Source organism: Streptomyces mangrovisoli (genome assembly GCF_000974985.2).
Taxonomy (GTDB): Bacteria; Actinomycetota; Actinomycetes; order Streptomycetales; family Streptomycetaceae; genus Streptomyces; species Streptomyces mangrovisoli.
On sequence record NZ_LAVA02000076.1, the window covers coordinates 30,396 to 51,026 of the forward strand.

The following is a 20,631-nucleotide window of genomic DNA, read 5'->3' on the forward strand; positions in this document are numbered from 1 at the left end:
GCTCCACCACAGCCTGAGAGGGCACCCACCCATGACCACCGACCACGGCTACCCCGCCGTCCGCATGTACATCGCGGGCGAGTGGTGCCAGGGCGAAACCGGACGCACCGACCCCGTCGTCAACCCGGCCACCGAGGAGATCATCGGCGCCGTTCCGCTGGCGACCCCCGCCGACCTCGACCGGGCCCTCACCGCCGCCGCCGAGGGCTTCGAGGTCTGGCGCGCCACCCCGATCGCCCGCCGCACCGCCCTCCTGCACGCCGCCGCCGACCTGCTCTCCGAGCGGGCCGAGGACGTCGGCCGGATCATGACCCTCGAACAGGGCAAGCCGCTGGCGGAGGCCACCGGAGAGGCCCGCCGGGTCGCCGACACCCTGCGCTGGCACGCCGACGACGCCCGCCGCGCCTACGGGCGCATCATCCCCTCCGCCCCCGGCACCCTGCTGTCCGTGCGCCGCGACCCCATCGGGCCGGTCGCCGCCTTCGTGCCGTGGAACTTCCCGGCCGGCGGGCCCATGCGGAAGATCTCCTCCGCGCTGTCGGCGGGCTGCTCCATCGTCATCAAGGCGTCCGAGGAGACCCCCGCGACCGCCGCCGCGCTCGTGGCCTGCTTCGCCGACGCGGGCATCCCGGCCGGCGTGCTGAACCTGGTCTTCGGCGAGCCCGCCGAGGTCTCCGCCCACCTCATCGCCTCCCCGGTGATCCGGCTCGTCGCCTTCACCGGCTCCGTGCCCGTGGGCAAACTGCTCGCGGCGAAGTCGGGCGAGGTCATGAAGCCCTCCCTGATGGAGCTCGGCGGCCACGCCCCCGTCGTGGTCTGCGCGGACGCCGACCCGGTGAAGGCGGCCCGCAAGGCGGCCCAGGCGAAGTTCTTCAACGCCGGCCAGGTCTGCACCTCGCCCAGCCGGTTCCTGGTCCACGAGTCGCTCGTGGAGGCGTTCACCGAGGAGTTCGTGCGGGCCGCCGAGGCGGTCGTCACCGGCGACGGCCTCGCCGAGGGCACCACCATGGGCCCGCTCGCCAACGAACGCCGCCTCAAGGCGGTCGAGCGGCTCGTCGCCGACGCCGTCGCGCGCGGCGCGAAGGTGCTCACCGGCGGTGAACGCCCCGACCGGGCCGGCTACTTCTACGCGCCGACCGTGCTCACCGACGTGCCCGCCGACGCGGAGGTGATGCGCGAGGAGCCGTTCGGGCCGATCGCGCCGATCGTGCCGTTCGGCGACCTCGACGAGGCACTCGCCGTCGCCAACGAACTGCCCTACGGCCTCGCCGCGTACGGCTTCACCGAGTCCGCCGCCACCGCCGAGAAGCTCGTCGGCGCCCTGGAGGCCGGGATCCTCTCCCTCAACCACTGCGGCGGCTCCGTCCACGAGGCCCCCTCGGGCGGCGTCAAGGACAGCGGCTACGGCCGGGAGGGCGGACCCGAGGCCCTGGAGGCGTACCTCGTCACCAAGCGCGTGTCGCACCTGCTGGCGCCATGAGGTACGCGCGCATCTCCGTGAACGGCCGGCCCGTCTGGGGCCGGGTGGGGGAGCGGGACGTGGAACTGCTGTCCGGCTCCCCTCTGGAGGGCGACCCCGACGTCATCGGCGCGGTGCCGCTCGACGGGGCCGTATGGCTGCCGCCGGTCGTGCCGCCCGTGTTCTACGCCGTGGGCATGAACTACCCGCGCCACATCGAGCACGCCGCCGCCCTCGGCAACGCCGCCGCCGTGCTGCCCGACCGGCCCGAGGTGGGCTACCGCGCCAACAACGCGCTGACCGGGCACCGTTCGCCGATCGTGAAGCCGGCCGAGGTCGAGGGCCGGTTCGAGGCCGAGCCGGAACTCGTCGCCGTCATCGGCCGCACCCTGCGCCACGCCACGTACGACGAGGCCCGCAAGTCGGTGTTCGGCTGGACCATCGGCAACGACGTCAGCGCCCGCGCCTGGCAGCACCAGGACCGCACGTTCTGGCGCAGCAAGAACAGCGACACCTTCAAACCCATGGGCCCGTGGATCGAGACCGACGTCGACGCACTCGCGCAGACGACCACCCTCCGGGTCAACGGGGCGGAGCGCGCCGCGTTCCGCACCGGCGACATGGTCTTCGACCCGTTCGACTACCTCGTCGAGATGACCAGGCACGTCACCGTCCACCCCGGTGACGTGCTGTGGATGGGCGCCGAGTCCACCTGCCAGATCGAGCCCGGCGACACCGTCGAGGTCGAGATCAGCGGCATCGGCGTGCTGTCCAACCCCGTACACCTGGAAGGGAACCACTCATGACCGCGGAACCCCGCTACATCCACCACGTCAACTTCCCCACCACCGACCCCGACCGGACCGCCGCCTGGTACACCAAGGTCTTCGGGATGAAGCGCATCCAGCCCAAGTCCAACACCCGCGTGGTGCTGATGACCCGGGGCAACTTCGACCTGCACTTCACCCCGGTCGAGGAGATGGAGCGCATGGCGCCCTATCACTTCGCCGTCGAGGTCGACGACTGGGACGACTTCCTCGCCCACCTCAAGGACCTGGGCATCCGGCACACCCGCCCCATCGAGCGGCCGGAGAACCAGTCCAAGTTCTGCTACATCCACGACCCCGACCACACCATGATCGAGCTGGTCTACCACGCCAAGCGCCCCAACTGAGCCGTCGCACCCGCCCGTCCAGGAGATTCCCTCATGCCCTACGTCGATTCCGACGGTGCTTCCATCTACTACGAACGCCACGGCGCCGGCCCCGCGATCGTCCTCGTTCACGGCTCCGGCGGTCACCACGCCATCTGGTGGCAGCAAGTGGCCGCGCTGCGCGACGAGTTCACCGTGGTCACGCTCGACCTGCGCGGCTTCGGCAAGACCGATCTGTCCACCCCTCAGACCGAGTTCGACGGCCAGGCCTTCTACGGCGACGTGGTCGCCGTCCTCGACCAGGAGGACCTGACCGACGCGATGGTGGTCGGCCAGTCCATCGGCTCCGTCGCCGCCCTGCGGGCCGGTCTCACCCGCCCCGACCGCGTCGGCGCGGTCGTCCTCGGCCACTCCCTCGGCGGCATCAGCCACCCGGAGCTGAAGGAACTGGCCGCCGCCGACCGCGCCGAGGCCGTCAAACTGCCCGTCATCGACCGCCTGCTGACCAAGCCGTTCCAGCAGGACCGCGCCGATCTGACCTTCCTGTTCCAGCAGATGGGCACCTTCAACATCGCCACCATGCAGGACCTGCGCAACCTCGACGCCAACGGGCCGACCCTGGAGGAGATCCAGGAATCTGGCGTCAAGGTCGCCTTCCTCGCGGGCGAGAAGGACGCCGTCCTCAGCGTCAAGACCGTCACCCGCGCCCACGAACTGCTGGCCGGCTCGCACCTGGAGATCGTCCCGGGCGCCCCGCACTCCATGTACTGGGAGACGCCGGAGCGGTACAACGCGGCCCTCGCCCACCTGCGCCGCACCCTCACCACCAAGGAAGCCGCATGAGCAGCCTCACCCTGGACGCCGCCGAGGAGATCGTCGCCGCCGTCCTCCAGCGCGCCCAGTCCATCGGAAAGGCGGTCAGCGTCGCCGTCGTCGACGCCGGCGGCTTCGTGATCAGCGTCCGCCGCTCCGACGGGGCCCGCCCGCTCACCCCGGACATCGCCCGCGCCAAGGCGTACACCGCGGCCGTGATGCAGCGCCCCGGCAAGATGCTGAAGAAGTGGCAGGAGAGCCAGCCGGTCTTCTTCTCCCAGCTCTCCCAGCTGCCCGGCGCCGCGCTGCCGATCATGGCCACCGAGGGCAGCGTCACCATCAAGAAGGACGGCGAGATCATCGGCGGTCTCGGCGTGGCCGGCGGCACCGCCGACGAGGACCAGCAGGTCGCCGACGACGTCCTCGCATCCCTCGGCTACGAGCTGGAGTTCGCCGCCTGGGGCGTCGCGGGCAAGCCCCTCGGAAAGGACGCGTGAGTCATGGCGGACACCTTCAACTACCGCATCGACCACCAGGGCAGCCTGGTCCGCCCCGCCGAACTCGTCGTCGCCCGGGCCGCGGGCGACGCCGACGCGCTGCGTGAGGCCGAGCTCAGGGCCGTGCAGGAGGCGGTGGTCTTCCAGCGCAAGCTGCGCTCCACCGTCGTCACCGACGGCGACTACCCGCGCGAGGACTTCCGCAGCGCCGTGCTCGACGGGGTCTCCGGGTTCCGCCGCACCGGCGAGAGCGACGCCGACGGGCTGGCCCGATGGGTCGCGGAGGCCCTGCCCAAGGCGGACGGCCCGCTGGTCGCCGACTGGGCCGAGCGGCTCGCCGACGCGACCGTGATCGCCCCGAAGGTCGCGCTGCCCTCGCCCGCCTACCTCGCCGCGACCACGTTCGCGCCGGAGCTCGCCGCGTCCGGCGGACCGGCCTCCGCCCGCGAACTGGGCGAGGCGCTCGCCGAGATCATCAACGCGGAGATCCGGCTGCTGGTCGCCAAGGGCGTACGCCTGATCCAGCTGAACAACCCGCTGCTGCTCGGCCAGGTCGCCGCCGACCCCGCCGCCCCGGGCGCCCTGTCCTTCGAGGACGCGCTCGCCGTGGAGGCCCTCGCGGCCGGGCTGGACGAGCGCCCCGAGGGCGTGCGCATCGGCCTCGCGCCCGGCTGGGCGGCCCCCGCCGAGGTCGACCGGGCCCGCGCGGAGCAGCTCTACGGCGCCGTACCGGTGGACCGCTGGGTGCTGCCGTTCGACCAGGGCACCGCGGCCGAGCTGGAGCTGGTCCGGGTGCTGCCGGAGGAGCGCGACTTCTGCCTCGGCGTGGTCGACGCGACCGTGCCCGAGCTGGAGGACATCGACACGGTCATGAGCCGGGTCGACGCCGTCGGCGAGTTCAAGGACCTGGAGGACGCGGCCTTCGCGCCCTCGCGGGGCTTCGCCGACGTCGCGGCCCGCCCGCTGCTCGACGCCGAGGACCAGCGCCGCAAGCTGGTCCATGTCGAGACGCTGGCCCGCTATGTGTGGGGCAACGAGTTCTGATCCCGTGGCACACGCCACGGAGCCGGGAGGCGCGGGTGCGCCTCCCGGCTCCGCCATGCCCGGAAGAGGGCTCTCACGGCACCTCGGCGAAGGGTGCTCGCACCACCTCGCCGAGGGTCTCTCACAGCACCTCGGCGAAGGTGACCGTGCGCTTCGTCAGCAGCGGCCACACGGTCTCCACGATCAGCTCGTCGAAGTGCGCGGCACCCTTGTGGGCGTCGAAGCCGGCCCGGTCGGCGTACTGCTCGTACAGCACGAAGCTGCCCGGCCGGTCCGCCTCCGCGTGCACCTCGTACGCCAGGTTGCCGGGCTCCGCACGGGTGAACTCGCGCACCTTCAGCAGCGCGGCGCGCACGGTCGCCTCGTCGGCGGGCGGGCAGTGGTAGTGGGCGACGACGGCGAAAGCCATGTCTCTCCTTGGATCCTCGGTCCGGTGGGGCCCGCCGATTGCAGCACGAATCCGCAGATGAGCGACGCGCGTGGGACGAAAGCATTGTCTGCCGCCACGGGACTGGTCGCCGGGCCCTCCCTTCGTGTGTTGTCGATCCGGCCCCCTGGGCCGGTATTGAGTTCCCCGCCTGCCCCGCGACGCCCGGCACGGCGCCTCGACGCACGGCCGAATCATCCGAGTACGTCCAGTACGAGGACGATCCGGCCGCACGCCGAGGCACCGCACCGGACGCCGCGGGGCCGCCCTTCGGGCGACGACGGGGAACTCAATACCGGCCCTGGGGCCGTCGAACCGGCGAGCCGCGGCCCCGCACCGCGGCGGACGAAGGAAGTGATCTTTCATGCGAAGCCTGGAAACCCTCCTGGGCGGCGAGTGGGTGGCAGCCGCCTCGACGGGCGAGTGGATCGACGTCCACGACCCGGCCGACGTGCGCGCCCCCATCGCCCGGATCCCGGCCCTCGCACCCAAGGACGTCACCCGCGCCTACGACCACGCCGAGCGCGGGTTCGCGGTGTGGAAGCGCACCGGCCCCTTCGAGCGGGCCCGGGTCTTCACCGCGGCGGCCGCCCTGATCCGCGACCGGCTCGGCGAGATCGCCGCCGACGTCACCGCCGAGAACGGCAAGACGCTGGCCGAGGCCCGCGGCGAGACCCTCAAGGCCGCCGACTTCCTCGACTACTACGCGGGCCTGGCCCGCCAGGGCTACGGCACGCTGCTGCACGACGCCCGCCCCGACACCCGCACCCACACCCAGCGGGAGCCGATCGGCGTCATCCTCGTGATCAGCCCCTGGAACGACCCGCTGATCACCCCGGCCCGCAAGCTCGCCCCGCTGCTCGCGACCGGCAACGCGGCCGTCTTCAAGCCCGCCACCGAGACCCCGCTGTCCGGCCTGCACCTCGCGCGCGCCCTGCACGACGCGGGCCTGCCCGCCGGCGTCCTGAACGTGGTGACCGGCCGTACCGCCGAGATCGAGGAGGCCCTCCTCGACGACCCGCGGATCGTCGGCATCACCTTCACCGGCTCCAACGACGTCGGCAACCGCATCCGCCGCCGTCTCGCCGACCGCAACGTGCGCTTCCAGGGCGAGCTCGGCGGCAAGAACGCCTCCGTCGTGCTGCGCGACGCCGACCTGCCGTTCGCCGCCCGCACCGTCGCGGCCGCGTCCTTCGGGCAGGCCGGGCAGCGGTGCACGGCCACCAGCCGCGTGATCGTCGAGCAGGAGGTGCGCGAGGAGTTCACGCGGCTGCTGGTCGCCGAGGTCGAGGCGCTGACGATCGGCCGCGGCAGCGACCCGGCCACCACGCTGTGCCCGGTCTCCAGCCCCCGCCAGCGCGACTCCGTCCTCGCCCACCTCGAACGCGCCCGCGAGCAGGGCGCCGAGGTGCTGACCGGCGGCGGCGCGGACACCGAGGGGGAGCGCGCGCACGGCTGCTTCGTGCGGCCGACCGTGCTCGACGGGGTCACCCCCGAGATGGACATCTGGCGCGAGGAGGTCTTCGGGCCGGTCCTCGCGGTGCGCGCCGTAGACGGCTTCGCGCAGGCCGTCGAGGCCGCCAACGACTCGGTGTACGGCCTCGCCGCCGCCGTCTTCACCCGCGACCTCGGCGCCGCGTACCGGTTCGCCGACGAGGTGGAGTGCGGCCAGGTCGCCGTCAACGCCACCACGCCCGGCTGGGACGTGCACCTGCCCTTCGGTGGATTCCGCGACTCCGGCACCGGCTACAAGGAGCAGGGCGAGGAGGTGCTGCGCTTCTCCACCCGGGTCAAGACGGTCGCCGTCCACTTCGGCGCCTGAGCGTGCCGGGCGCGCCGCCGGCACCGGCGGGCGTCCTCGGCACCGTGAGCACGAACGAGCGTGCCCCGCGCACGCGGAGCAACATGAGAGAGGAGGATGCCGATGGCTGACGAGACGATCGGCATCGTGGGCGCCGGCATCGTCGGCCTGGCCACCGGGCGTGAGATCGCCCTGCGCCGCCCCGGCACCCGGGTCGTGGTGTTCGAGAAGGAGCAGGAGGTCTCGCTGCACCAGACCGGCCACAACTCCGGTGTGGTGCACGCCGGCATCTACTACACCCCCGGCAGCCTCAAGGCCGACCTGTGCGTACGCGGCGTGGCCCTGCTGCGCGCGTACTGCCAGGACCGCGCGCTGCCGTACCAGGAGATCGGCAAGCTGGTCGTCGCCGTGCGCGAGGACGAGCTCGGGCGCATGGACAACCTCTACGAGCGGGCCAGGAACAACCATGTGCCCGAACTGAGGCGGATCTCCAAGGACGAGATCAAGGACATCGAGCCCAACGCGGGCGGGGTCGCCGCCCTGCACTCGCCGCGCACCGCGATCACCGACTACCCGGCGATCGCCCGGCAGTTCGCGAAGGACATCACGGAGTCCGGCGGCGAGGTCCGGCTCGGGTTCCCGGTCACCGGCGTCACCACCGTGCCGGGCGGCATCGAGGTGGCCTCCGGGCAGGAAAGGGTGCGCGTGGACCGGCTGATCCTGTGCGCCGGCCTCCAGTCCGACACGGTGGCGAAACTGGCCCAGGACAAGCAGGAACCGAAGATCGTCCCGTTCCGCGGCGAGTACATGCTGCTGCGGCCCGAACGCACGCACCTCGTGCGCGGCCTCATCTACCCGGTACCGGACCCGCGCTACCCGTTCCTCGGCGTGCACTTCACCCCGCGCGTCGACGGCACGGTCGAGGTCGGGCCCAACGCCGTCCTCGCCCTCGCGAGGGAGGGCTACGCGCGCAGCCGGATCTCCCCGCGCGACCTGTTCGGGCTCGCGGCCTACCCCGGCGCCTGGCGGATGGCCGCCCAGCACTGGCGCACCGGCATCCGCGAGTACCGCGGCTCGTTCTCCGCGGCCGCCTTCATGCGGGACGCCGGGCTCTACGTACCCGGCGTCGGCGTCCGTGACGTCGTACGCGGCGGCGCGGGCGTACGCGCCCAGGCCCTGGACCGCGACGGCACCCTCGTGGACGACTTCCGCATCCACCAGGTCGGCCGGATCACCGCCGTGCGCAACGCCCCCTCGCCCGCCGCGACGGCCTCCATGGCGATCGCCGAGCACATCGCGGGCGCCGTCTTCGGCGACGCCGGCGCAATCTGAAAATGCCCTGCGTACAGCGCACTTCCGCGCAACAAGTGCTTGCGCTCCCAGGACTCCGCAAGACCTCACGGTCCGCCTAGCGTTCCTTCCGTACCACTGCTCGAAGCACCACCCAGAGAACTCCCAGCACCATCTAGAGAAAGAGTCAGCGCCATGTTCGTCGTCGACACGCAGATCCACATCTGGAAGGAAGAGACCCCGGACCGCCCCTGGGTCCCCGGCGCGCGGGAGCGCATCCGCCTCAACGGTCACCGCGAGGACCCCTTCTCCTACGAGGAGGCGCTGGAGCTGATGGACGAGGCCGGCGTCAACCGCGCGCTGATCCTGCCGCCGTCCTGGGAGGGTGACCGCATCGACTACGCCCTGGAGGCGTGCGAGGCGCACCCCGACCGCTTCGGCATCATGGCCCGCATTCCGCAGAACAAGCCGGAAGAGGGCAAGGCGCTGCTGAAGGAGTTCGCCGACAACCCGCACGTGAAGGGCACCCGCCTCACCTTCCACCGGCCGCAGGACCGCAACTGGATGATCGACGGCACCAACGACTGGTACTGGCCGATCGCCGAGGAGCTGGGCATCCCCACGATGGTCCACGCCCCGATCTGGAAGCGCGAGCTCGGTGAGATCGCGGAGCGCCACCCCGACCTGAAGATCATCATCGACCACATGGGCATCATGGCCCGCTGTGTCGACGACGCGATCGGGTACTGGGTGTCGGAGACCGCCGACCTGGCCAAGTACCCGAACATCTACGTGAAGGTCTCGGCGCTGCCCGGCTACTCCACGCAGCCCTTCCCGAACAACAACATCCAGAAGTACGTCCGCGAGATGGTCGACAAGATGGGGCCGCAGCGCTGCTTCTACGGCACCGACATCACGCGTCTGCTGGGCCACGGCATCACCTACACCGACACCATCGAGCAGTTCACCAAGCACTGGGAGTTCACCCCCGAGGAGCTGGAGTGGATCATGGGCCGCGGTATCTCCGAGGTCCTGAACTGGCCGATCGAGGGCTGAGGACACACCAGAGATGACGGACAGCAAGAACACGTCAGGCGTCGACGGCGGTGACGCCGTCGTCTCCGCCTTCAACGCCGTCGGCGCCGACTACATCTTCTGCTCATCGGGGTCCGAGTGGGCCCCGGTGTGGGAGTCGCTGGCCCGGCGTCACCGCGACGGCGAGCCGGCCCCGACCTACCTCGACCTGACCCACGAGACCGTCGCCGTCGGCATGGCCACCGGCTACGGACTCGTCAAGCGCCGCCCCCAGGGCGTGCTCCTGCACGCGGCCCCCGGCCTGCTGCAGGGCTCGATGGCGGTCCACGGCGCGCTCCTCGCGGGCGTGCCCATGGTGGTCACCTCCTCGGAGTCCACCACCTACGGCGACGCCCCCGGGCACGACCCGGGCGGTCAGTGGTACCGCAACCTCTCGATCGTCGGCGGACCGCACAACATCGCCCAGCCGTTCACCAAGTGGGCGAACGAGGCCGCCAGCGTCCACACGCTGCCGACCATGATCTCCCGCGCCGCCGAGCTGTCCTGGCGCGCCCCGCAGGGCCCGGCGTACCTGAACATCCCGCTGGAGATCCTGCTGGAGCCGTGGGACGGCCGCGAGGCCAAGCCGATCGTGGCGCCCGGCTCGACGCACAGCTCCCCGGAGGAGGTCGACCCGGTCGCCCAGATGATCCGCGAGGCGAAGAACCCCGTGATCGTCACCGAGACCATCGGCCGCGAGGCCGGCGGCTTCGAGGCCCTGGTCGCCTTCGCCGAGGCCTGGAACATCCCGGTCGTCGAGCCCGACTCGGCGGTGTGCGGCAACTTCCCGCGGACCCACCCGCTGCACGCCGGCACCGACATCGGCCCCTGGATGGACACGGCGGACCTGATCCTCCTGGTCAACTGCCGCGTCCCGTTCTACCCGCCGAGCCGCAAGCCGTCGAAGGCGAAGATCGTCGTCATCGACCAGGTGCCGCAGCGTCCGCACGTCGTCTATCAAGTCCTGTTCGCGGACACCTACTTGGAGGGCAACGCCGCCAACACGCTGCGCCAGCTCGCCAAGCGCGCCAAGGACCTGAACGAGACCGAGGTCGCCGAACGCGTCGCGGCGCAGGAGGCGCGGTTCGCCGCCGAACAGGCCGCGGTCGCCCAGGCCGAGACCAGGGCCGCCGCCTCCGAGGGCGTCGACCCGGTGCAGGTCGCCACCCTGCTGCGCAAGCTCCTCGAGGGCAAGGACGGCATCGTCGTCGACGAGACCATCACGCACAGCAAGGTGGTCAAGCGCCACGTCCGGACCGACGCCCCCGACTCGTACTTCTACGTGCAGGGCGGCCTCGGCCAGGGCATCGCCGTCGCGCTCGGCGTCAAACTCGCCGCCCCCGAGCGCCCGGTGGTCTTCACCGTGGGCGACGGCGCCTTCGCCTACAACCCGGTCATCCAGTCGTACGACGCCTCCAAGGCCTACGGCATCCCGGTGCTGATCGTGGTGTTCAACAACCGCGTCTACAAATCGATGAACCTCAACCACCGCAGGTTCTACCCCGAGGGCGCGGCGGCCGAGACCGGTGAATGGCTCGGCCAGGACCTCACCCGCCTGCCCCGACTGGCCGGCTTCGCCGAGCCGTTCGGGCTGCACACCGAGACCGTCGACACCACCGACGCCCTGCTCCCGGCCCTGGAGCGCGCGCTCAAGGCCGTGGAAGAAGGCACCACCGCCGTCGTCGACGTCCTCGTCACCCGCTGATCCAGGAGGCACCCGCCACCATGTCCGACACCCCAACGCCCAAGCCGGGCAAGGTCCTGGTCCCGGCCGAGGACCTGCGCACCTTCTCCGCCGCCCTCCTGGAGAAGGGCGGGCTCAGCCCCGAGCACGCCCGCACCACCGCCGACGTGTTCGTGTGGGCCGCGCTGCGCGGCGTGGACTCGCACGGCATCGCCCGCGTCCCCGCCTACCTGGACCTGCTCGCCAAGGGCGTCGCCAACGCCGACCCGGAGATCACCGTCGAGTCGACCACGCCGGCCGCCGCCGTCGTCGACGCCGACCGCGCCCCCGGCCCGGTCGCGCTCACCGCGGCCGCCGACGAGGCCGTCCGCCGCGCCAAGGTCACCGGCGTGGCCTCCGTGGGCGTACGGCAGACCGTGCACACCGGCGCCATCGGCTACTACGTCTCCCGGATCGCCGAAGCCGGCCTGGTCGGCATCGGGTTCGTCGCCGGCATGCCCAACATGGGCTACACCGGCGTCAAGGGAGCCGCGGTCGCCACCAGCCCGCTCGCCATCGCCGTGCCCGCGGAGAGCCACGCCCCGCTGCTGCTGGACATGGCCACCGCGACGATCGCGCTCGGCAAGATCCGGCAGGCCAAGGCGAGCGGCACCCCGCTGCCCGAGGGGGCCGCGGCCACCGAGGACGGCACCCCCACCACCGACCCGGAGCTGGCGGTCATGCCGCTGCCGCTCGGCGGCGCCAAGGGCTCCGGCATGTCCCTCGCGTTCGAGCTGCTCACCAGCGTGCTGGTCGGCGCGCCGATCTTCTCGGCGTTCCACTCCGACGACCCGGGGGGCCGCAAGCACCGGCAGAACGCCCTGCTGATCGCGCTGGACCCGGCGGCCTTCGGCGGCGCGGAGGGCTTCACCGCGGCGGTCGACGCCACCCTCGGCACCCTGAAGGGTCTGCCGGCGGCGGACGGCGCCGACGGGGTGTACTACCCCGGCGAACGCAGTGCCTCGGTCGCCGAGGGCCGCGGCGCCGCGGGCATCCCGGTCGCGCCGAAGGTCTGGCGCGACCTCCAGGAGAAGGCCGACGCCCTGGGCGTCGCCCTGCCCGAGCCGGTACCGGCCGGCTGACGGGGGCCGCACCCCCGCACGTCGCCGGCCGTCCGAGGGTACGGCCGGCGACTTCCCGTCCACCCCGGCGCCCGAGCCGGGCGGACGGGCGTCGTCAGACCGGCCCCGGCGGCTCGCGGCGGGCCACCAGCCGGTAGGCGTTGCACAGGCCCAGGCGGGCGGCCACCGGCCGGACGGCGAACCGGTCCAGCAGGGTGGCCACCAGCATCGCCGGGACCGCGGCGAGCACCAGCGCGGTGCGCAGCCACCGACGTGGCGCGGCCGGCGCCTGCGCCCGCCACGGAACGTCGTCGCGCGGCGCGACCCGGTCCACGGCCAGCCACACCGCGGCCAGCAGGTCCACCGGGTCGTGCGCGTCGGCGTGCTGCTCCGCCACCACCGTGAACCCCAGACGCTCCAGCCGGGCCCGCAGGCCCGCCACCGGCATCAGATGCAGGTGCTGCGGCTGGAGCCAGGGCAGCCACCACCGGCCCAGCAGACGGGCGTACCGGCTCGCCGGGTCCGGTACCTCGATCACCAGATGCCCCCCGGCCCGCACCACCCGCGCCGCGGCGCGCAGTTCGGCGTCCGGATCGGCGGCGTGCTCCAGGCAGTGGAACATGCTCACCACGTCGTACCCGCCGGAGAGTGCCGACGCGAGCGCGGGCAGGGTGCCTCGGTGGCCGTGGTCCACCCGCCCCTCCCGCTCGGCGAGTTCGACCCCCTCGGTGACGTCGAGGCCGTCGAACACGGTGCCGGGCAGCACCACGCGGGCCGCCGCGCAGAAGTGCCCGTGCCCGGTGCCCACGTCGAGCCACTTCTTCGGCTCGGGGTCGTGCGGCAGCAGCGCCCGGGCCCGCTGCCGGTACATCGCGGTGCGGCCCCCGAAGGTGGCGCCCGTGCGGTCCTCGCCGAGTCCGTCGTAGAAGTCGCGGTAGTAGAACTCCAGCCCCGCCTCGTTCAGTTGGGGGTTCTGGAAGACGTGCCCGCAGTCCCGGCAGCGGTCGAGCGCGAAGTGGCCCGGTTTGTGCTGGAGCAGGTCCGTGGTGCGCAGCCGGGTCGTGAGCCGGCCCCCGCCGCACCAGGGGCAGGCGGAGCGGCGCGGCGCGAAGAACCGCTCGGTCCCTGCGGCGAGATCGGCCAGGTAGCGGGGGCGCAGCGCGGCGACGCGCGCGGCACGGCGGTCTCTCTTGCCCTCGCTCATCGTGCCCGCCCGTCTCTTGGCCCCGTGGCCAGGCGTTCGAGGTGGTCGGCCGCGGCGGCGGTCCCGCCCGCGGCGCGGAACGCGGCGGCGAGCCGCTCGGCGGCGGCGCGGTGGCCGGGTTCGTGCAGTACGGCGTCCACGGCCTGTCCGAGCACGGGTGCCGTGGCCCGCCCGAAGCGCACCCGCACCCCCGCGCCCGCGCCGGTGACCTGGGCGGCGATGACGGGCTGGTCGTCGCGGACCGGCGCCACGACCAGCGGCACACCGTGCCACAGCGCCTCGCACACCGTGTTGTGCCCGGCATGGCAGACCACCGCGTCCATCCTTTCCAGCAGAGCCAGTTGGGGCACCGAACCGGTCACCAGCACGTCCTTGTCCGGCGGTTCGGCGGCCAGGACGCCGCCCGGGTCGACCACCACCGACTGCACCCGGTCGGCCCGTTCGCGCAGCGCACGGACGCACTCGGTGAGAAACCGCCGCCCGACATCGGCGTTGGCGGTGCCGAGGGTGACGAGCACCTTGGCACGGCCCCGGTCCAGCCACCCCCAGGGAAAGTTGTCGGCCGCGGGCCGCCGGGCGATCGAGGGCCCGACATGGCGGATGTGCCGCCCCGTCCGGCGCGTGGGGCCGACGAGTTCGGGGGTGCTGAACACGAGGACCAGATGCGGCGAGAACCGCGGGTCCGCAGTGCCCGCCGGGTCCCCGATCCGGCCGCGCAGCGCGGTCAGCCGGTCCTCCAGCCAGGCCGCCACCCGGGGAATCCCGTCGAACGCGTCCCCGAACTCGGCGGACGTGGTGGCCGACGTCGCCCACGGCACCCCGAGCCGTTCGGCCACCAGCGCCCCGGCGAAGGCCTGTTGGTCGGCCACCACCACATCGGGCCCGAACTCCTCGACGGCCGCCCGCACACCCGCCGCCATGTCCTCGGCCAGCGGCAGCAGATACCACTCCCAGAGGAACTTCAGCGCCTCCGGCCCGCGCAGGTCCGGCGGCCGCTCGGCACCGCCCGCGCCCAGCACCCGCCCGGCGCACCCGAACACCCTCGCCCCCGGGCCCGCGAGCCGCCGTACCAGCGCGGGATCGGCGCACACCCACGCCACCCGGTGGCCGCGCGCGGCGAGTTCGGCCGCGACGCCCACGGCCGGGTTGATGTGCCCGACCAACGGCGGCACGGCGAACAGGAATCGGCTCACCGGACGCTCGCCCCCTCCCGCGGCAGGGCGCCCGTGGAGCGGATCAGGTCCAGCACCCGCCCGCCCACCGCAGCACCCGCCTCCACCAGCACCGAGTGCTCGTGCCCCGGCAGGACCACGCTGCGGAAGTCGGCCAGCAGCGCCCGCTGCGCCGGCACCGTCTCGACCTGCGCGGAGTCACCGCCGTAGATCCCGAGCACCGGGCAGCGCACGGACCGTATCTGAGTGTCCGTCAGTGTCCGGCTGGCCGGGATGTCCACGCCCAGGGTCGTCTCGCGGGCCAGCCGCGCCGCGGACCGGGCGAGCCGGGCCGTGTTGGGCCCACGGTGGGCGGTGATCCAGGCGATCGCCGCGGCCTCGTCGTACGCGAGCTGCGTCACGACCTGCCGCAGCGCCTCCGCGATCTTCGCCGTCCACGACGCGGTGGCCGGTTCCGACTCGATCAGGGTGAGGGTCGCCGCGCGCTGCGGACGGCGGGCGGCGAAGCCGAACGCGACCGTGCCGCCGTAGGAGTTGCCGACGAGATGCACGGGTCCGGTGACGCCCAGCCGGGCGAGCAGCGCCTCCAGGTCGTCGATGGTGTCGTCGAGGGTGTAGCCGCTGCGCGGGCGGTCGCTGCGGCCGTGCCCGCGCAGGTCGTACATCACCACGTCCAGCCCGGCCGCCGCGAACGCCGGTGCCACGGTGAAGTAGTAGCTGGCCAGGCTGTCGGTGAGCAGGCCGTGCACCAGCACCACGGTGCCGAGCGGGGTGGCGCCGCCGGGCGGGCCGAGGCGCTGCACATGCAGGCGCAGCCCGCCGATGTCGACCGTCGCCATGGTTCAGTTCGCCCCCGCCGCGTCGAGCCGCGCCACGACGTACCCGACGAGGCGTCCCACGGTCAGGTCGATGATCTCGTCGAACTCCATCCCGGCCACGAACTCGGCCAGGTTGACCCGCTCGCCGTAGCGTTCCTGGAGCAGGCCCGCGAGGGCGACCAGGTCGATGCTCTCCAGTTCCAGGTCCCGGTTGAAGGTCGTCTCCATACCGATCTCGACGTCGTCGGTGCCGTACCCGTCGAGCAGCGTCAGGAGCATGTCCGTGACCTCGGCGAGGACGGTCCGTTCGGTGGCGGGCGGCGGGGTGTCCGTCGTGGTGCGGTGGTGGGGGGCGGCGGTCATCGGTGGCTGTCCTCCTCGTGCGGGTGGCCCTCGGTCCAGGCCACGACGTAGTCCCGCGCCGGAAGGAGGGGCGGGTTGGCGACGCGCTCGGTGTGCACGGTGTACGCGGCGGCGCGGCGGCCCGACACGGTCAGCAGGGTGCCGTCGCCGGTGGCCCCGGCGACGGCGAAGTCCCGTGGCCGGCCGCCGAATCCGGTTCCCTCGGCCTTGGCGACCGCCTCCTTCGCGGCCCAGAACCGGGTGAACCACAGCGCCTCCGTGCCGCCGCCCTCCTTCGACAGGGCACGCAACAGCCGCAGTTCGTCCGGGCCGAGCGCCGCCGCCACGGTCTGCGGGGTGCGCGGCACGACCTCTTCCAGATCGATGCCGGGTCCGATGGCGGGACCGGTGCCGGGGCCGAGGCCGGAGCCCGCGCCGGGTCCGGTGGCCGCGGCGGCGGTGGTCGGGTCGGCGCCGGGACGGTCCGCGCGCGGTCGCACGATCGCCGCCCCCGCCTCCGCCCGATGAGCCAAGGAGACATCCAGCGGCGGCAGTTCACGCCCGTGCAGCCCTACGACGAAGGGCCGGCCCGAGGCGTCGTTGCGTACCCGGATCTCGGCCGGGAACACCGGCCCGTCACCCTGGTCCCACAGCCACTGCCGTACGGCGTCCTTGACGGCGATCCGGCCCAGCAGCCACTGTCTGCGGCCCCGCGGGGGCAGCGCCGCGTACTCGGCCCGCTCCTCGCCGCCGAGCGAGTTGCGCATGATCAGCTCGCGGGAGGCGAGATCGGGCCAGCGCTCGAACAGCAGGGCCCAGCCGCCCGGTCGGGCCTTCGACAGGGTGTGGCGTTCGGGGAAGCGCTCCACCGGGCGGGTCGTGGGGTCGTTGTCGAAGCGCCGGTCCTGCCAGCCGCGGATGTCCGCCCAGACCTCGCCCGCCACGCTCAGCTGGATGTCGGCCTCCAGGACCGTGTCGGTCAGCGAGGTCACCCGGATCACGCACTCCACCTCGGTGCCCGGGGCGGGACGGCGGCCGTGGAACCGCAACTCCCCGATGCGCACGGGGAAGACGACGGTCCGCTCGGTGCGGGTCGCCATGATCCAGTAGCCGAGCAGCTGTCCCGCGTTGTCGAGCAGCGCGCCCGGCGCGGGCGGGGTGGTGAGGACGCCGCGTACATGCCGGTTGCCGATCGCGGTGAGTTCGGTCATGCCCTGGAAGCGCGGGCCGTGGAACATCCAGCGCTCGGCGTAGAGCTGGGCGGCGGTGTGCTCGGGGACGCGCTCGGATTCGGGGTCGACCGGCAGCCGCTCGGGGCGCTCGGCCGGAAGGGCGGCGGCCAGTTCGACGACGGCGCGGGCGCGGGGGCCGAAGGAGACGGCGAGCCGGTCCGGTCCCCGCGGCACCGCCGTCACGGTGACGTCGACCGCCGGAGTCGCGGTCAGCCACTCCTCGAACCGCGCGCCGTGCACGGCGACCGGCAGCAGTCCCGGGGCCGCCTCGGCGGCCGCGTCCATCAGGTGCTCCACGATCGTCGTCGCGGGCACGACCGGCCACCGGTCGGCCACGTCGGGCCAGCCGGGCCGCTGGGGGAAGAAGCAGTGGTCGAGGAGGTAGGGCATCGAGTCGGGCGCGACGCGCACCACCTTCTGCCAAGGAGCGGCGGGTGGCGCTCCGGGTGTTGCCGCGGGTGCGGGTGTGGGCGCGGGCGTATGTACCTGCGCCTGCGCCCGTGCCGCGGGTGCGGTCGGAGTCCGAGTCGGCGCCGCGGCCGGGGTCACTGCCCCGTCGAGGGGCGTGCGGCGGGCGCGTGCGGCGAGCAGGGCGGTCGCCGTGTCCGCCGTGTCCCGCATCAGGGCGCTCAGTTCGGCGGCGACGGGGTGGCGGACGGCCAGGTCCTCCCACGCGGTGAGGGGCCGCGTGCGGGCGACCGGTGGCAACCCGGCGTCGGCCGGGCGCAGACCGGCCCGCAGACCGGCCGCCACCCGGTCGTCGAGGGAGACCAGCGCCGCGTCGAGATCGAGGCGCATCGGCCGTCCACGCGGTGCCGGTGCCGGTGCCGGTGCCGGTGCCGCCGCCGTGGCGGGTGCGGTCGTCGCGGGTGTGTCCGCAGGCCGGTCGGCGTCGAGGCGCGGGACGGGATCCGCACCCGCCGACCACAGCGCGGCGGCCACCCGGCGCAGTTGCGCGAGGCCGTCGCGATGGGGGGAGTTGGCGGGCACGACCAGATGGTCCCGGCCGCGCAGGGTGTCGCCGATCAGGCCGCCGAGCCGGCCGGGTCCGCACTGCACGAACGCCCGGTGCCCGGCCGCGTACAGGGCCTCCACGAGCTGCCGGAACCGCACCGGCTCCAGCAGATGCCGTACGAACAGCTCACGCACGGCCGGCTCGTCCGCCGGGAACGGCGCGGCGGTGGTGCCGGACCACACCGGTACGGCCGGGGGACGCAGCCGCAGGCGCCGCGCGGCCTCCTCGATGGGCCCGAGGCAGGGCGCCAGCATCGGCGTGTGGAAGCCGGACCGGAACGGCAGCACCTGGCTGAGCACGCCCCGGGCGCGGAAGTCCCGCACGAACTCCTCGACCGCCGCCTGCGGCCCGCACACCATCGACTGGCCCGGCGCGTTGTCGTGCGAGAGCACGACCCCGGCGGCCGCCCAGCCGTCCTCGTCCAGGGTGGCGACGACGCGTTCGGCGGACGCGCCCACGGCCCCGAAGGCCAGCCCGGGCAGGGACACCGAGTCCGGGTCGAAGCCGGCCATGAAGGCGTCGACCTCGTCGCCGGAGTACATCCCGGCCACGGTCATCGCCGTCCACTCGCCGACGCTGTGTCCGGCCACAGCGTCGGGTACGACCCCCATGCGGCGCAGGGCCCGGTCGAGGAGCCGGCCGACCGCGACGACCTCGAAGCCGTGCCGGCCCACGTCGCCGACGCGAGCGGCCCGCCCGTCGCGCGCGGACGTCGCGGCCAGGCCGAAGTGGGCGGCGACGTCCTCGACCCGCGGGGCGAAGTCGGCTTCGAGGCCGGGGAAGACGAAGACGAGTCCGCCGTGTCCCGGGCCGAGCAGCGGGCGGGGACGGAACCAGACGTCGTCGCGTCCGTGCCAGCCCTCGCCCCGCGCGACCGCCCGGCGTGCGAGGGCCAGCCGCCGCCCGGTCGGATCGACGACGCCGAGCCGGACCGGACCCGCCTCCCGCGCCGCGCGGTCCGGGTCGAGACCGGCGGCGAGCACGCCCGCGTCGTCGGTGTCGAGCAACCGGGCGAGACCCTCGGGCCCGTCCGCCGCGAGCAGCAGTACCCGCTCGGGTTCGGCGACCTCCACGACCGCGGGCGCACGGCCCTTTCCACTCCGGGACTCGGCGGCGCGGTCCGGTGCCTCCTCCAGCACCACGTGGGCGTTGATCCCGCCGAAGCCGAAGGCGTTCACGGCGGCCCGGCGCACGAGCCGCGCACCGGTGGTCTCCCAGGGCCGCGCCGTCGCGAGCGGGCGGAACCGGGTCGCGGCGAGCGCGGGATGCGGGTCGTCGCAGTGCAGGGTCGGCAACAGGGTGGCGTGGTGCAGGGCGAGGGCGGCCTTGATCAGACCGGCCACCCCGGCCGCCGGCATCGCGTGCCCGATCATCGACTTCACCGACCCGATCACCGCGTCCGGCTCTCCGGTCCCGGCTCCGAACACGTCGGCGAGGGTGGCGAGTTCCGCCGTGTCCCCGGCGGGTGTCGCGGTGCCGTGTGCCTCCAGCAGCCCGATCGAGCCGGGCTGCGCGGGATCGAGGCCGGCCGCCCGCCAGGCCGCCCGGACCGCGCGCGCCTGACCGCCCGGGTCGGGGGTGGCGGGCCCGGCGGCCCGGCCGTCGCTCGCCACCCCGGTGCCGCGCACGACGGCGTAGATCCGGTCCCCGTCCCGTTCCGCGTCGGCCAGCCGCTTGAGGACGACCACACCGGTGCCCTCGCCGATGAGGATGCCGTCGGCGTCCCGGTGGAAGGGGCGGCTGCGCTGACTGGGGGAGAGGGCGCGCAGTTGGGAGAAGACGCTCCACAGGGTGATGTCGTGGCAGTGGTGGACGCCCCCGGCGAGCATCACGTCGCAGCGGCCGGAGGCGAGTTCGCCGATCGCCTGGTCGACGGCGACGAGGGACGACGCGCACGCCGCGTCCACCGTGTAGGCGGGGCCGCCCAGATCGAGCCGGTTCGCGACCCGGGACGCGGCGAGGCTGGGCACCAGGCCGATGGCCGACTCGGGCCGGTCGGGCCCGAGTCGCGCGGTGAACGCCTCGCGTACGCGGTCCAGTTGCGTGTCCGGGAGGTCGGGCAGCAGCTCCCCGAGGGTGCGTACGAGCTGATGGGCCGTGCGCACCCGTTGGTCGAGCCGGACCAGGCCGGGGGTGAGATAGCCGCCCCGGCCCAGCACCACGCCGACCCGGGCGCGGTCGGGCAGCCGGTCCGGGCCGCCCGCGTCGGCGATCGCGGCGGCGGCCACGTCGAGGGCGATCAGCTGGTCGGGTTCGGTGCCCGCCACCGTGTTGGGCATGATCCCGAACCGGGTCGGGTCGATCCGCGCGAGACCGTCGACGAAGCCGCCCCTGCGGCAGTACACCTCGTCCGGGGCCGCCGGTCCGGTGTGCGCGCCGGGCCGGTAGTAGGCGGCGTCCCAGCGGCCGTCCGGCACGTCCCCGACGGCGTCGACGCCGTCGCGCAGATTGTGCCAGTACCGGTCCAGGTCGCCCGCGCCGGGCAGCAGCGCCGCCATCCCGACGA

17 protein-coding genes are annotated in these 20,631 nt (G+C 73.6%); 11 read left to right on the plus strand and 6 right to left on the minus strand.

Annotated elements, in window-relative coordinates; all coding sequences use genetic code 11:
• Positions 1–31: 31 nt before the first annotated feature.
• From WN71_RS27960 to WN71_RS27985, 6 genes are read left to right on the plus strand one after another with little or no spacing between them, the layout of a single operon-like run.
• Positions 32–1,480 (plus strand): NAD-dependent succinate-semialdehyde dehydrogenase, encoded by a 1,449-nt coding sequence (locus WN71_RS27960; RefSeq protein WP_046588814.1) that lies wholly within the window; start codon positions 32–34, stop codon positions 1,478–1,480.
• Positions 1,477–2,265: a fumarylacetoacetate hydrolase family protein gene (locus WN71_RS27965; RefSeq protein ID WP_046588813.1), complete on the plus strand. Its 789-nt coding sequence runs from the start codon at positions 1,477–1,479 to the stop codon at positions 2,263–2,265. The genes WN71_RS27960 and WN71_RS27965 overlap by 4 nt, the downstream gene beginning before the upstream one ends.
• Positions 2,262–2,633: a VOC family protein gene (locus WN71_RS27970; RefSeq protein ID WP_046588812.1), complete on the plus strand. Its 372-nt coding sequence runs from the start codon at positions 2,262–2,264 to the stop codon at positions 2,631–2,633. The genes WN71_RS27965 and WN71_RS27970 overlap by 4 nt, the downstream gene beginning before the upstream one ends.
• 33 nt (positions 2,634–2,666) lie before the next feature.
• Positions 2,667–3,455, plus strand: a complete 789-nt coding sequence (locus WN71_RS27975; RefSeq protein WP_046588810.1) for an alpha/beta fold hydrolase — start codon at positions 2,667–2,669, stop codon at positions 3,453–3,455.
• Positions 3,452–3,922 (plus strand): GlcG/HbpS family heme-binding protein, encoded by a 471-nt coding sequence (locus tag WN71_RS27980; protein ID WP_046588808.1) that lies wholly within the window; start codon positions 3,452–3,454, stop codon positions 3,920–3,922. The genes WN71_RS27975 and WN71_RS27980 overlap by 4 nt, the downstream gene beginning before the upstream one ends.
• Positions 3,923–3,925: 3 nt before the next feature.
• Positions 3,926–4,966, plus strand: coding sequence for a uroporphyrinogen decarboxylase/cobalamine-independent methonine synthase family protein (locus tag WN71_RS27985; protein WP_046588805.1), 1,041 nt, complete (start codon positions 3,926–3,928; stop codon positions 4,964–4,966).
• A 121-nt stretch (positions 4,967–5,087) separates the two neighbouring features.
• Here the strand turns inward: WN71_RS27985 and WN71_RS27990 are convergent, their stop codons facing one another.
• Positions 5,088–5,375, minus strand: coding sequence for a putative quinol monooxygenase (locus WN71_RS27990; RefSeq protein ID WP_046588804.1), 288 nt, complete (start codon positions 5,373–5,375; stop codon positions 5,088–5,090).
• Between the two features lie 382 nt (positions 5,376–5,757).
• Here WN71_RS27990 and WN71_RS27995 point away from each other — a divergent pair, with 382 nt between their 5' ends.
• The 5 genes from WN71_RS27995 to WN71_RS28015 all read left to right on the plus strand — a co-directional run bounded on the left by WN71_RS27995 (position 5,758) and on the right by WN71_RS28015 (position 12,363).
• Entirely contained in the window at positions 5,758–7,215 is a 1,458-nt protein-coding gene (locus WN71_RS27995) for an aldehyde dehydrogenase family protein (RefSeq protein ID WP_046588802.1), read from the plus strand.
• A 102-nt stretch (positions 7,216–7,317) separates the two neighbouring features.
• Entirely contained in the window at positions 7,318–8,526 is a 1,209-nt protein-coding gene (gene lhgO, locus WN71_RS28000) for an L-2-hydroxyglutarate oxidase (protein WP_046588800.1), read from the plus strand.
• A gap of 153 nt (positions 8,527–8,679) precedes the next feature.
• Positions 8,680–9,540: an amidohydrolase family protein gene (locus WN71_RS28005; protein WP_046588794.1), complete on the plus strand. Its 861-nt coding sequence runs from the start codon at positions 8,680–8,682 to the stop codon at positions 9,538–9,540.
• A 13-nt stretch (positions 9,541–9,553) separates the two neighbouring features.
• Entirely contained in the window at positions 9,554–11,263 is a 1,710-nt protein-coding gene (locus WN71_RS28010) for a thiamine pyrophosphate-dependent enzyme (protein ID WP_046588792.1), read from the plus strand.
• 20 nt (positions 11,264–11,283) lie between these two features.
• The gene (locus WN71_RS28015) at positions 11,284–12,363 is read left to right on the plus strand and encodes an Ldh family oxidoreductase (RefSeq protein ID WP_046588790.1); all 1,080 of its coding nucleotides are present in this window, start codon (positions 11,284–11,286) and stop codon (positions 12,361–12,363) included.
• A 94-nt stretch (positions 12,364–12,457) separates the two neighbouring features.
• Here WN71_RS28015 and WN71_RS28020 read toward each other — a convergent pair whose 3' ends face one another.
• From WN71_RS28020 to WN71_RS28040, 5 genes are read right to left on the minus strand one after another with little or no spacing between them, the layout of a single operon-like run.
• A complete protein-coding gene (locus tag WN71_RS28020; RefSeq protein ID WP_046588789.1) occupies positions 12,458–13,546 on the minus strand; it encodes a class I SAM-dependent methyltransferase in 1,089 nt (362 codons plus the stop codon).
• Complete coding sequence (locus WN71_RS28025) at positions 13,543–14,739, minus strand: glycosyltransferase (protein WP_046588787.1); 1,197 nt, start codon at positions 14,737–14,739, stop codon at positions 13,543–13,545. Before WN71_RS28025 ends, WN71_RS28020 begins: the two co-directional genes overlap by 4 nt.
• On the minus strand, positions 14,736–15,557 hold the full coding sequence (locus tag WN71_RS28030; protein WP_046588785.1) for an alpha/beta fold hydrolase: 822 nt from the start codon (positions 15,555–15,557) through the stop codon (positions 14,736–14,738). Before WN71_RS28030 ends, WN71_RS28025 begins: the two co-directional genes overlap by 4 nt.
• A 3-nt stretch (positions 15,558–15,560) precedes the next feature.
• Positions 15,561–15,899 carry an acyl carrier protein gene (locus WN71_RS28035; RefSeq protein WP_046588782.1) on the minus strand — a complete coding sequence of 113 codons (339 nt, stop codon included), beginning with the start codon at positions 15,897–15,899 and terminating at the stop codon, positions 15,561–15,563.
• Positions 15,896–20,623, minus strand: a complete 4,728-nt coding sequence (locus WN71_RS28040) for a type I polyketide synthase (protein WP_046588780.1) — start codon at positions 20,621–20,623, stop codon at positions 15,896–15,898. Before WN71_RS28040 ends, WN71_RS28035 begins: the two co-directional genes overlap by 4 nt.
• Positions 20,624–20,631: the final 8 nt, after the last annotated feature.

Coding starts and splice junctions, on each gene's coding strand:
- WN71_RS27985 (WP_046588805.1), top strand. CDS start 3,926: ATGGCGGACACCTTCAACTACCGCATCGACCACCAGGGCAGCCTGGTC.
- WN71_RS28005 (WP_046588794.1), top strand. CDS start 8,680: ATGTTCGTCGTCGACACGCAGATCCACATCTGGAAGGAAGAGACCCCG.
- WN71_RS28040 (WP_046588780.1), bottom strand. CDS start 20,623: ATGGCGGCGCTGCTGCCCGGCGCGGGCGACCTGGACCGGTACTGGCAC.
- WN71_RS27980 (WP_046588808.1), top strand. CDS start 3,452: ATGAGCAGCCTCACCCTGGACGCCGCCGAGGAGATCGTCGCCGCCGTC.
- WN71_RS27990 (WP_046588804.1), bottom strand. CDS start 5,375: ATGGCTTTCGCCGTCGTCGCCCACTACCACTGCCCGCCCGCCGACGAG.
- WN71_RS27965 (WP_046588813.1), top strand. CDS start 1,477: ATGAGGTACGCGCGCATCTCCGTGAACGGCCGGCCCGTCTGGGGCCGG.
- WN71_RS28015 (WP_046588790.1), top strand. CDS start 11,284: ATGTCCGACACCCCAACGCCCAAGCCGGGCAAGGTCCTGGTCCCGGCC.
- WN71_RS27960 (WP_046588814.1), top strand. CDS start 32: ATGACCACCGACCACGGCTACCCCGCCGTCCGCATGTACATCGCGGGC.
- lhgO (WP_046588800.1), top strand. CDS start 7,318: ATGGCTGACGAGACGATCGGCATCGTGGGCGCCGGCATCGTCGGCCTG.
- WN71_RS28020 (WP_046588789.1), bottom strand. CDS start 13,546: ATGAGCGAGGGCAAGAGAGACCGCCGTGCCGCGCGCGTCGCCGCGCTG.
- WN71_RS27975 (WP_046588810.1), top strand. CDS start 2,667: ATGCCCTACGTCGATTCCGACGGTGCTTCCATCTACTACGAACGCCAC.
- WN71_RS27970 (WP_046588812.1), top strand. CDS start 2,262: ATGACCGCGGAACCCCGCTACATCCACCACGTCAACTTCCCCACCACC.
- WN71_RS28010 (WP_046588792.1), top strand. CDS start 9,554: ATGACGGACAGCAAGAACACGTCAGGCGTCGACGGCGGTGACGCCGTC.
- WN71_RS28030 (WP_046588785.1), bottom strand. CDS start 15,557: ATGGCGACGGTCGACATCGGCGGGCTGCGCCTGCATGTGCAGCGCCTC.
- WN71_RS27995 (WP_046588802.1), top strand. CDS start 5,758: ATGCGAAGCCTGGAAACCCTCCTGGGCGGCGAGTGGGTGGCAGCCGCC.
- WN71_RS28035 (WP_046588782.1), bottom strand. CDS start 15,899: ATGACCGCCGCCCCCCACCACCGCACCACGACGGACACCCCGCCGCCC.